This window comes from Kribbella sp. (genome assembly GCF_035655035.1).
Classification (GTDB): Bacteria; Actinomycetota; Actinomycetes; order Propionibacteriales; family Kribbellaceae; genus Kribbella.
This window is the reverse complement of sequence record NZ_DASRVN010000102.1, coordinates 1-10,550: the sequence shown is the minus strand read 5'-3', so window position 1 is coordinate 10,550 and position 10,550 is coordinate 1. Positions and strand designations below refer to the sequence as shown.

The window sequence follows — 10,550 nt, the reverse complement described above, 5'->3', positions numbered from 1 at the left end:
TTCGCCACCGCCTCCCGGACCCGGCGCACGAACGGCGCGACCAGGCCCGGCCCGGTACCCCAGGTGATGTGGAAGCGCGGTACGGAGTTGCCGTGGCCGTCGGCGTGGTACCCGCCACGCTCGGCCCAGCCGACCACGGGGAAGAACCGCACGCCCTGCGCGTGCAGCCACGGACGCTTCTCGCCGGCGGCCCAGTCGACGTACGCCTCGGCCCACTGCCGGGCCCATTTGTCCTCGTCGTCCAGCCGGTCGAACCCGGCCGAGCCGAGCCAGTCCTGCAGCGCGAGGTCGCGGGAGTCCTTGATGCCCATCCGGCGCTGCTCGGGGGAGTCCACGAACAGCAGCCCGCCGAACGACCAGAACGCCTGCCCGCCGAGCGAGGCCTCCGGTTCCTGGTCGAGCAGCAGCACCTTCCGGCCCGCGTCGGCCAGTTCGGCGGTCGCGGCCAGCCCGGCCAGCCCCGCCCCGACGACGATCACATCAGCGTCCATGTCGACCATGTATAGCGCACTTGCGAAGATACGTTCGTGACGACTCTTTCTGCGCAAAACCTCGTGATTCCCGCAGCTTCGCTCGGTCCGGAGAACCCGCTTGCCCCGCTCCGCACCCAGCGCGAGGTGCACCACGTGGAGAACCTCGCCGAGCTCCCGGCCGACCTGCGGGCGAACATCGAGTACGGGCAGCTGCACAGCCCGCTCCCGTGCCTGAACCAGGACGGGTACGACCGGACGCTCGCCGAGACCTCGCTGCCCGCGCTCGTGCTGGAGAACGACCACGTCCGCGCGACCGTACTACCGAGCCTCGGCGGCCGGCTGTACTCGCTCGTCCACCACGGGACCGAGCTGCTCTACCGCAACCCGGTGTTCCAGCCCGCGAACCTCGCACTGCGGAACGCCTGGTTCGCCGGCGGTGTCGAGTGGAACGTCGGCAGCACCGGCCACTGGACCGGTACCTGCGCGCCGATGCACGCCGCTTCCGTCGAAGGCCCGGACGGTACGCCGGTCCTGCGGCTGTGGGAGCTCGAACGCACCCGCAACCTCGTCACCCAGCTCGACTTCTGGCTGCCCGCGGACTCGGAGTTCCTGTACGTCGGCGTCCGCCTTCAGAACCCGTCCGACGTGGACGTCCCGGCGTACTGGTGGTCGAACATCGCCGTACCGCAGTCGCCCGACCGCCGGGTGCTGGTGCCGGCCGAGCAGGCGTGGCAGTTCGGGTACGGCAACCGGCTCGACCTGGTCGACGTGACGACGGACCTGACGTACCCGATGCGGCATCCGCGGGCGATCGACTACTTCTTCGAACCGCTGGCGGACGAGCGGTCGTGGATCGCCTCGGTCGACGGTGACGGTGCCGGGCTGGTGCAGGCGTCGACCGAGCGGTTGCGCGGGCGGAAGCTGTTCGTGTGGGGGCAGGGCGACGGCGGGCGGCGGTGGCAGGAGTGGTTGGCGCCTGGTCTGGCCGGTGACGGGTACGCCGAGATTCAGGCGGGGCTGGCTCGGACGCAGATGGAGCACCTGAAGCTGCCTGGTGGTACCTCCTGGAGCTGGTTGGAGGCGTACGGGCGTCTCTCGATGGACGCCGGTGTTGCGCACTCGCAGGAGTGGAAGACAGCTCGGGACGGTGGGGCTGCTGCGTTGGCTCCGCTGCTGGATGGGCTGGCCGAGCGGGAGGAGGCATGGCTGACGGTTGTTGATGCGGCGCCGGGCGAGCGGCTCGCGATGGGGTCGGGGTGGGGTGCGTTGGAGTTGAAGCGCACCGGATGGGCGGTGTCGGGTGGTACGCCGTTCAGCGAGGACACCCTGACGGTGCGGGAGCGGGCCTGGTTGCCGTTGCTCGACGGGCAGCTGCCGGCGGCGGACGACGTACCGGACGGGACCCTGGTCGCGTGGCGGGAGCTGTTGGAGGCGGCCGAGGACAACTGGCTCGTCTGGTACCACCGGGGCGTGGCGCGGCACTACGACGGTGATGTGGACGGGGCCGTCGAGGCTTGGCGGCAGTCGGGGGACAACGCCTGGGCTCTACGCAACCTCGGTGTAGTTACGGACGAGTTGGATTACTACGAGCGCGCTGTCGCCCTACAGCCTCAGCTGGTACCGCTGGTGGTGGAGGCGGTCGCTGCCGCGCTCGACTCCGACGTACCGCGGGCGGAGCGGATGCTGGCGGAGGCACCCGACGACCCGCGGATCCAGCTGCTGCGCGTACGGCACGCGCTGGAGACCGGAAATCCGGCGAAAGCCCATGAATTGCTGGCTGCTGGGATCCAGCTGGCCACCGTCCGCGAGGGTGCGAACCCGCTCGCCGAGTACTGGCTGGCCACCGAGGAGGCGCGTGGCACACAGCGGCCAGTACCGCCGCAGTACCGGTTCGGAATGGGCGAAAACTGACAACTACAGGTCAACTCTACCTCTAGCAACACCGCTCCACCGGACTCTACTATGGTCCTGTAGACGAAAAAGTGATCCTGTAAAGGTTTCGTGAAGTTACACGGAACCAAGTGGAGTCCGGTGGCGTCCCACCGGGTGTACGGCAAGGGCCGTGCAAGGCAGTTTCGACAAACGACCGCGTCGCTCGCGGGCGGCGCGTCGGGGGTGAGTGCCATGTTGACGATCGTTGTACTAGGTGGGCTCGGCCTGGTGCTGGTGGTCGCGGCTTTCATCGTGACCGAGGTTCTGGCCGGCCTGCGCCGGGACGAACTCCCCACCGGCACGGAGGAGAAGACCGCGGGACGAGTGGTGCGGGTCCGTGGCCCGGTCCGCGGTCAGCTGGACAGCGGTGCCCCGGCGGTCTACACCGAGGTCATCGTCGAGTACTACACCCGCCGGGGTGAGGGCCCGTACGAGGTCGCGCGGAAGTTCCCGGCCGGGAGCCGCATTACTTACGCGAAGGGTGACCGGGTGATCGTCGCGTACGACGTCCGGAACCCGCGCCGCGCCCGGCTGGCCGGCCGGGTCAGCCACTGGCCGACCATGGGGCCGTACTCCGCGGCCCCGGCGGCCTGAGGAACGCCCTGCTTGAGCCAACCTCCCCGGCTCAAGCAGGAAGATGCGGGGCGAGCAGGCCGTACAGCACCGGCCGGCCCTGATTCAGGACGTACTCCGCCTCGTCCCCGGACAACCGGTCCGCCAGGTGTGCCAGGGCCTCGCCCATCGTGATGCTTAGCGTCACGGCCAGGCGGAAGTCCCGGGTGTCGCGGGCGCCGAACCGTGCCACCAGCAGCTCCGCGAACTCGCCCGCGTGCTGGTCGTCGAACTCGCCCGGCTTCGCCTCCAGTTCCGGATCGCCGAGCCCGCTCAGCACGACCGCCTTGAACCCCGGGTCCGTGCGGTGCATCTCCCGGAACGTCTCCAGCGTCACGTCCACGGCCCCGCGCCAGCTGGTCACCTCGGCCAGCCGCTCCCGGACCGCCTCGGTGTAGCGGGCCTGGTTCCGGCGCTCGATCGCCTGGATCAGGCTGCGCTTGTCCGGGAAGTACCGGTACACGCTGCCGACCGCGATCTCCGCCCGCTTCGCGACACCGCTCGTCGACGCCGCGTCGTACCCGCGCTCGACCACCTCGGCGCAGGCCGCGTCCAGGATCCGTTCGACCTGGCGGCTGGCCCGGTCCTGGGTCGGCGTACGGCGAAGCGGATACGCGCCCGATGTCACCATTCACTCATTGTCCACGGAACCGGGGACAGCGTTGGCACCTCTTTGTGACAGATTGCCGACAGTTGGTCACGAGGAGGGGAATCTTTTATGCGCGTCAACAAAACCCTGGTCGCGGGCCTGGCGTCGGTCGCGCTGGCGGCGTCCGGAGTTGCCGATACGGCGTACACCCGGCACGGCTCGGAGGGCAACGACCTGCGGCTGAACCAGATCCAGGTGGTCGGGTCGCACAACTCGTACCACCGTGAGCTCAGCCCGGCCGAGCAGAAGGTGCAGCAGCAACAGAACGCCGGCTCGGTCGACCTCTGGTACTCGCACGCCCCGATCGCCCAGCAGCTCGAGGACCAGAACGTCCGGGCGCTGGAGCTCGACCTGTACCCGGACCCGCAGGGCGGGTTGTATACGTATCCACTGATCCGCAAGCTGACCGGGCACGGCCCGCTCACCGATCCGGCGATGGCCAAGCCCGGCATCAAGGTGATGCACATCCCGGACTTCGACTACAACACGAACTGCGACACGTTCGTCGGCTGTCTGCAGCAGGTGAAGACCTGGTCCGACGCACACCCGAACCACGTGCCGATCGCGATCAACCTCGAGCTCAAGCAGTCCGACCCGGCTGTGGTCGCTGCAGGCGGTGTGAAGGCGCCGCCGTGGGACGCCGCCAACCTGGACAGCGTCGACACCGAGATCCGGTCGGTGTTCAGCGAGCAGCAGTTGCTGACGCCGGACGACGTACGCCGGACCGGCCTGACGCTCGAGCAGTCCGTGCTGACCAAGGGCTGGCCGAAGCTGAACAGTGTCCGCGGCCAGGTGATGTTCTACTTCGACAACGGCGGCCCCGGCGCGATCCGCGACACCTACACCGCCGGCCGGCCGAGCCTCGAAGGGCGGGCGGTCTTCACCCGCGGGCCGGAGGGCGCGCCGGACGCCGCGGTCACCGAGGTGAACGATCCGCGCGGCGCTTCACAGGCCGAGATCCAAAGGCTGGTTGGTAAGGGCTATCTGGTCCGGACCCGGTCCGACGAGCCGATGGCGACGATCCGGGACAAGGACTACAGCCGGCTCGGGATCGCGCTCGCGAGCGGCGCGCAGTGGGTGACCACGGACTTCCCGGTGGCCGGGATGGCGGCCCGCTACGACAGCGACTACGTCGCCAAGCTGCCCGGGCACGCTCCCGTACGATGCAATCCCGTCACCGCATCCGCGAAGGCGGCCGTCTCGGAAGGGTGAACCCATGTCGGAGCACGTGGTCGATGTGAGCTGGAGTCGTGGTGAATACGACTTCACCTACGACAGCTACAACCGCGACCACGAGTGGCGCTTCGACGGCGGTATCACGGTCCCGGCCTCGGCGAACCCGAAGTACCTGGGAAACCCTGGGCCGGTGGACCCGGAGGAGGCGTTCGTGGCGGCGCTGTCGTCCTGCCACATGCTGACGTTCCTGTCGATCGCGGCCCGGAAGCGGCTGGTGGTGGATTCCTATCAGGACCACGCGGTCGGTGTGATGGCTCCGAATGCCGCGGGCCGGCTGGCGATCACTGAGGTGACGCTGCACCCGAAGATCGTCTGGGGCGGTGAGGAGCCGGACGCCGCCACCCTCGAGAAGCTGCATCATCTGGCGCACCGGGAATGCTTCATCGCGAACTCGGTGACCACCGAGATCACCGTCGCGCAGTAACTCTCCCGTGTTGTCGCGCAGTAACTCTCCAGTGTTTTTGTTTTCCTTCCTTCCTTCCCTGAAAACCACCCGCCGGCCGGCCTGAGCCTCGCGCAAGCGGCGTCAGGACGGTCGGCGGGTGGTTCGTGGTGCACCTCTGTGGTGGTGCACCGGTAACGGATCCGGGGGCGCCTCGCACTGGGGCGCCTCTGCGTTTGGTGTGCGACCTCCGTGCGGTCTGGCTCGGTGGGCCAGGCCGTCCGGGTGCGCCGCCCGGTTCCGTTCGTCCGGCTGGCGCCTTACTGCTCGGCGGCGGCGTCGGTCCGGTCGTCGGTGGTCTGGTTGCTGTCGACGGCCAGCAGGTCCTCGAGATCACGAACCTGCACGGTGGCCATCGCGCTCATCAGTCGGTGGATCGTCATGCCAGTGAGACGCGGAGCGTGACGACGTATGACGGCAAAACCAGTTGTGACCTGAGTCACTACTTCTCGTCGAGTCCGTCCAGGCGGAGGGGGACGAGTTTGCGGGCGTCGTCGTACGACGTGCCGGTGAGTTCGAGGAGGTCGATGATCGTCGAGCGGAGCTGGCCGAGGACGACGACCGCGGACAGGCCGGCCGGCAGCGGGAGCTCCGCCGTACGACGGCCGAGCTCGCCGAGCACGCGGTGCGCCGCGACATCGGCGGCCGGCTCGAACAGGGACTCGCCGATCAGGCGGGTGCCGTCCGCGAGCCGTTCGAGCAGCATCGGGTACTCGGCCGGCATGCTCTCGTCGCGCCACACCGACACCGCGCACCGGCGGACCAGGACCCGGGTGTTCCGGATCGCCCGGTCCAGCGGTACGACGAGATCCGCGATCTCCTGGACCCGCCCGCGGTGCCGCCGCCGGAACGGGGACAGCCGGACGACGGCGACCCCTTCCTCGGCGGCGCTGCGCAGATCGTCGAGCCGGGACTCGCTGGCCCGGGCCCGGCGGAGCGCGTCGGTGATCGCCTCCTCGTCCCGGGACCGCAGCCCGTCTGCGGTCTCGTTGAGGATGTCGGCGAGCTCGCGGAGTACTCCGGCGGCCTGTTGCCGGGGCCGCCGGATCGCCGCGGCCGGTGCGATCGTGGCGGCGGCGAGCGCGACCAGACCGCCGAGCGCGGCGTCCTGCCAGCGGCTGAACCCGGCGTTCGGGTTCGGCAGCAGGGTGGTGACGATCGCCGCCTGGACACCGGCCTGGGTGGTCATCAGGTTGCCGGCGCCGAGCAGTACGGCGACGCTCATCGCGAGCGCGATCACGAACACCAGCTGCGCGACGCCGGTACCGAACACCTTCACGAAGAGGTCGCCGACGCCGACCCCGACCGCGACGCCGACCATCACCTCGGCGACCCGGCGCAGCCGCTGCCCGAAGCTGAACCCGAGGCAGACCATCGCCGCGACCGGCGCGAAGAACGGCTGCTTGTGGCCGACGACGTACCGCGCGAACGCCCACGCCACGCCGGCGGCGAGCGCGCACTGGGCGATGAAGAACGCCCTGCTGCGCCAGCGTTCGATCCGGCGCCGGATCGAGGCACGCGAGCGCCGTGCGGCCTGCGGGGCGATGTCGTCCCGCAGTTCACGCAACTGGTCCAACGTCAGCCTGACCGGATCCACGGGCCCCATTCTCCGACGAGCTTGCTTCTGCTGGCTCCGACGCGCCAAGGTTTGCACATGAGCGAGCGGAGCGAGCGAACAAAGAGCAGAGTCGACCTTGTCGGTCATGCCGGAGCCGAGCGGAGCGAGGTGGAGGCATGACCGAGAACAACCGTGAGGACTACGGCAGCTACTCCGTCGACGACGAGGACCAGCTGCAGCCGGCGGACACCCTCAACGACCGCGGCGTCGACGACCTGCTGGACGAGGGGTACTCGCCGCCGGAGAAGTGGTCCGCGGGCGAAGGCTTCGGTACGACGGCCGACGAGGCGCTGCAGGGCGAGACCCTGGACCAGCGGATCTCCCAGGAGGTACCGGACACCGACCCGTACGCCGAGGACGGCGAGGACGTCGGCGGACCCGAGGTCGGGAACTCCCGCTCCGGCCGCCTGGTCGCCTCCGACGAGGGCAGCGGCGAGGACGACGACAGCGAGCTGTACGCCTCCGACGTCGGCATCGACGGTGCGGCCGCCGGCGCCGAGGAGGCCGCCGTACACGTGGTCGACGAGGACGACTTCGAACTCTCCGACGACGACGAGACCGACCGCGAAACCTACCGCGACGTCGACCTGGGCGACGTAGGCGACCCGGAGGACTGACCCCGGAGGACTGACCCCCGGCCCGCTGGCGCCGCGCTCGGCCTCCTGCATCTCGTGGGCTCGCCCACGAGATGCAGGGTTTGCGTCCGGGATCTGATGGGCGAACCCAGCATCTGGTGGGTTCACCCACGAACGGCGGGGCGCGCTAGCGGGGGGTGACGGTGATTTCGGCGCCGTGGCGGGGGACCAGGGTGACGTTCTTGGGCTGGGCCGGCTCGGGTTTGGGGTCGGGGGCCTGGAAGTTGTAGGCGGTGAGGGCGGCGCGGAGGATCTCGGTGCCCTCCATCAGTGAGAAGCCGGCGCCGATACAGCGCCGGGCCCCGCCGCCGAACGGGATCCAGGTGCCGGGCGCGGGCGGGTCGTCGGACAGGAACCGCTGCGGGCGGAAGTCCTTCGGGTTCGGGAAGTGCTGGCCGTCCCGCTGCACCAGCCCGATCGCGGCCATGATCGTCGTACCGCGCGGCAACCGGTAGCCCGCGATGTCGGCGGTCTCGGTGAGCCGCCGGCCGACCTGGTACACGACCGGGTGCAGCCGCAGCGCCTCCTTGACGATCGCCTCCAACTCGTCGTCCGCGCCGGCGTCGGCCGCCCGCTGACCGAATGCGAGGTCCTCCGGCCGTCGCGCCAGCTCGTGGAACGCCCAGGCCATCGCGGTCGCGGTCGTCTCGTGCCCGGCCAGCAGCAGCGTGACCAGCTGGTCCCGCAGCTCCACGTCCGACCAGTTGCCCGCGGCAAGCAACCGGGACAGTACGTCGGTGCGCCCGGCGTACGTCTCCCGGCGGCCGGCGATCTCGTCGTACAGGATCTCGTCGATCCGCCGCTGGGTGTCCAGGAACGTCTTCCACGGCCGGACCTTGAGCAGCGGCGGGTAGAAGCCGCCGAGCATGATCACCGGCGAGACGGAGACGATCTTGTCCAGCAGTGGGCGCAGGGTGTTCAGCCGGTCCACGTCGGTGACACCGAAGATCACCTGGAGGATGATCTCCAGCGTCAGGTTCCGCATCCGCTGGTGCACCTTGAACGGCGTACCGGTCGGCCATTTCGCGACCTCGGCCCTGGCCAGCTCGTGCACCATCCCGGCGTATCCGCGAAGCGCCGGGCCGGAGAACGCGGGCATCAGCTGCTTGCGCATCCGGACGTGGTCCTCGTCGTCCAGCAGCAGCAGGGAGTGCGAGCCCATGATCGGCTCCAGCACCGTGTTGCCCTCGCCGGCGTGCATCACCGCGGGCGGGCTGCCGAACACCTCCTTGATGTGCTCGGGACGGCTCAGTACGACGCACACGCGACTCGACGGCACCAGCCGGATCGTGAACACGTCGCCGTACTTCTCCCGCATCCTCGGGAAGAAGGTCTTCCGGTGACTCGCGAACAGCACGGTCTGCGCAAGCGTCGGCAGCTTCGGCCCCGGCGGCAGCGTCCGCGCCGTCTGCCGATCAAGCGTCCGGGAACCGAGCAAAGGTGTCGGAGCCATACCTTCACGCTACGTCAGCCGGGTGAACACGGGGCGTCGAACGGGTCGTGGAACAGGAAACGGGGACCGGAGACAGGCTATTGCTTGTCTCCGGTCCCCGCCGGGTGTTTCAACCAGCTGTCAGGCGCGGCTGAAGCGGAGGGTGAGGATCTGGAAGGGGCGGAGTTCGAAGGTGACTCCGTTGTCCTTCAGGTCCCGGTCCGCCAGGCGGCGTTCGAGCAGGTCGACCTCGGTGACTGACGCCGCCTGGAACGACGGCGTGACGGTGGCGCGGGAGCGCCCGCCGCTGGACTCGTACAGCCGGACGATCACGTCGCCGGACTTGTCGTCGGCCAGCTTGACCGCCTCGACCACCACGTTGCCGTTGTCGACGGCAACGATCGGGTCGACCGCTCCGGAGCCGGTGACGACCCGCTCCGGCAGGTTGATCCGGTACCCCTCCTCGATCGCCTCCGGGATGCCGGCGCCGACGACCAGCGCGTGGTGCACGGTGTGCACGCCCTGGTCGGTCTTCGGGTCGGGGAACCGCGGCGCCCGGATCAGCGACGTCCGGATCGTGGTCGTCGTACCACCGTCCTCGCGCGCGGTCCGGTTGATGTCGTGGCCGTACGTCGAGTCGTTGACCACGGCAACGCCGTACCCCGGCTCGCCGACGTGCACCCAGCGGTGCGCCGCGATCTCGAACTTCGCCGCGTCCCACGAGGTGTTCTGGTGGGTCGGCCGGAAGATGTGCCCGAACTGCGTCTCGGACGCGGACCGGTCCGCGTGCACGTCGACCGGGTACGCCGCCTTGAGGAACTTCTCGGTCTCGTGCCAGTCCATCTCGGTCTCGATGTCGACCCGCTTCGCGCCCGGGCGGACCCGCAGCGTCTGGGTGACGGTGGACCGGTTGAAGGACCGCTTCACCACGACCGTCGCGACACCGTCGGCAACCGAGAAGTCCACGCTGTCGACCTCGGTCACGTCCCGGACGTTGTTCTTGTAGAACGAGTCGACGTCCCACGCGTCCCAGTGGTTCGGGGTGTCCACGTGCAGCTGCAGAAGGTTGCCCACGGCACCCGGCGCGATCACCTCGCGCTGCGCGTCCACGTCGTACAGCGAGGTGATCAGACCACGCTCGTCGATCGTGACCCGGATCAGCCCGTTGTCGACGACACCGTTCTCGACCGTGACGGCCTGGCCCTCGACGGCCGCGACGCCGGCGCCGAGCCCGGCGACACCGTTGCGCCCGTGCGGAGCGGCGTTGAACACGATCTGCTCGGAGCCGTCACCGGCCAGCGCCTGCTGCGCCTTGGCGATGATCGCGTTCAGCTCGTCGGCCACCCGCGCGTACGTCGCCTCGGCCTCGCGGTGCACCCACGAGATCGACGAGCCCGGCAGGATGTCGTGGAACTGGTGCAGCAGCGCGACCTTCCAGAGCCGGTCCAGGTCCTCGTACGGGTACGTGTCGAGCTTGCCCGCGACGACCGCCGCGGCGCTCCACAGCTCGGCCTCGCGGAG

At 69.5% G+C, this 10,550-nt stretch carries 11 protein-coding genes; 5 read left to right on the top strand and 6 right to left on the bottom strand.

Annotated elements, in window-relative coordinates; genetic code table 11:
- Positions 1-491, bottom strand: a 491-nt coding sequence (locus VFF46_RS06040) for an FAD-dependent oxidoreductase (protein WP_325036021.1), incomplete at its 3' end; no start/stop codon positions are given.
- Between the two features lie 36 nt (positions 492-527).
- On the opposite strand from VFF46_RS06040, the gene VFF46_RS06035 reads away from it, so the two are divergent.
- Both VFF46_RS06035 and VFF46_RS06030 read left to right on the top strand, forming a co-directional pair.
- Positions 528-2,384 carry a DUF5107 domain-containing protein gene (locus VFF46_RS06035; RefSeq protein ID WP_325036020.1) on the top strand — a complete coding sequence of 619 codons (1,857 nt, stop codon included), beginning with the start codon at positions 528-530 and terminating at the stop codon, positions 2,382-2,384.
- Between the two features lie 213 nt (positions 2,385-2,597).
- On the top strand, positions 2,598-2,999 hold the full coding sequence (locus VFF46_RS06030; protein ID WP_325036019.1) for a DUF3592 domain-containing protein: 402 nt from the start codon (positions 2,598-2,600) through the stop codon (positions 2,997-2,999).
- A gap of 31 nt (positions 3,000-3,030) precedes the next feature.
- Here VFF46_RS06030 and VFF46_RS06025 read toward each other — a convergent pair whose 3' ends face one another.
- Complete coding sequence (locus VFF46_RS06025) at positions 3,031-3,648, bottom strand: TetR/AcrR family transcriptional regulator (protein WP_325036018.1); 618 nt, start codon at positions 3,646-3,648, stop codon at positions 3,031-3,033.
- Between the two features lie 87 nt (positions 3,649-3,735).
- Between VFF46_RS06025 and VFF46_RS06020 the strand changes: the two genes are divergently transcribed.
- Both VFF46_RS06020 and VFF46_RS06015 read left to right on the top strand, forming a co-directional pair.
- The gene (locus VFF46_RS06020) at positions 3,736-4,878 is read left to right on the top strand and encodes a phosphatidylinositol-specific phospholipase C1-like protein (protein ID WP_325036017.1); all 1,143 of its coding nucleotides are present in this window, start codon (positions 3,736-3,738) and stop codon (positions 4,876-4,878) included.
- A 4-nt stretch (positions 4,879-4,882) separates the two neighbouring features.
- Positions 4,883-5,326: an OsmC family protein gene (locus VFF46_RS06015; RefSeq protein ID WP_325036016.1), complete on the top strand. Its 444-nt coding sequence runs from the start codon at positions 4,883-4,885 to the stop codon at positions 5,324-5,326.
- 278 nt (positions 5,327-5,604) lie between these two features.
- On the opposite strand, the gene VFF46_RS06010 is transcribed toward VFF46_RS06015, so the two are convergent.
- Together VFF46_RS06010 and VFF46_RS06005 are read right to left on the bottom strand one after the other, a co-directional pair.
- Positions 5,605-5,727, bottom strand: coding sequence for a hypothetical protein (locus VFF46_RS06010; RefSeq protein WP_325036015.1), 123 nt, complete (start codon positions 5,725-5,727; stop codon positions 5,605-5,607).
- A 59-nt stretch (positions 5,728-5,786) separates the two neighbouring features.
- Positions 5,787-6,950 (bottom strand): FUSC family protein, encoded by a 1,164-nt coding sequence (locus VFF46_RS06005; RefSeq protein WP_325036014.1) that lies wholly within the window; start codon positions 6,948-6,950, stop codon positions 5,787-5,789.
- A 128-nt stretch (positions 6,951-7,078) separates the two neighbouring features.
- Here VFF46_RS06005 and VFF46_RS06000 point away from each other — a divergent pair, with 128 nt between their 5' ends.
- The gene (locus VFF46_RS06000; protein WP_325036013.1) at positions 7,079-7,579 is read left to right on the top strand and encodes a DUF5709 domain-containing protein; all 501 of its coding nucleotides are present in this window, start codon (positions 7,079-7,081) and stop codon (positions 7,577-7,579) included.
- A 145-nt stretch (positions 7,580-7,724) separates the two neighbouring features.
- Here the strand turns inward: VFF46_RS06000 and VFF46_RS05995 are convergent, their stop codons facing one another.
- Together VFF46_RS05995 and VFF46_RS05990 are read right to left on the bottom strand one after the other, a co-directional pair.
- Positions 7,725-9,050, bottom strand: a complete 1,326-nt coding sequence (locus VFF46_RS05995; protein WP_325036012.1) for a cytochrome P450 — start codon at positions 9,048-9,050, stop codon at positions 7,725-7,727.
- A gap of 120 nt (positions 9,051-9,170) precedes the next feature.
- On the bottom strand, positions 9,171-10,550 hold a 1,380-nt coding region (locus tag VFF46_RS05990; protein WP_325036011.1), incomplete at its 5' end, for an alpha-mannosidase.

Coding starts and splice junctions, on each gene's coding strand:
- VFF46_RS06020 (WP_325036017.1), top strand. CDS start 3,736: ATGCGCGTCAACAAAACCCTGGTCGCGGGCCTGGCGTCGGTCGCGCTG.
- VFF46_RS06005 (WP_325036014.1), bottom strand. CDS start 6,950: ATGGGGCCCGTGGATCCGGTCAGGCTGACGTTGGACCAGTTGCGTGAA.
- VFF46_RS05995 (WP_325036012.1), bottom strand. CDS start 9,050: ATGGCTCCGACACCTTTGCTCGGTTCCCGGACGCTTGATCGGCAGACG.
- VFF46_RS06030 (WP_325036019.1), top strand. CDS start 2,598: ATGTTGACGATCGTTGTACTAGGTGGGCTCGGCCTGGTGCTGGTGGTC.
- VFF46_RS06000 (WP_325036013.1), top strand. CDS start 7,079: ATGACCGAGAACAACCGTGAGGACTACGGCAGCTACTCCGTCGACGAC.
- VFF46_RS06025 (WP_325036018.1), bottom strand. CDS start 3,648: ATGGTGACATCGGGCGCGTATCCGCTTCGCCGTACGCCGACCCAGGAC.
- VFF46_RS06010 (WP_325036015.1), bottom strand. CDS start 5,727: ATGACGATCCACCGACTGATGAGCGCGATGGCCACCGTGCAGGTTCGT.
- VFF46_RS06015 (WP_325036016.1), top strand. CDS start 4,883: ATGTCGGAGCACGTGGTCGATGTGAGCTGGAGTCGTGGTGAATACGAC.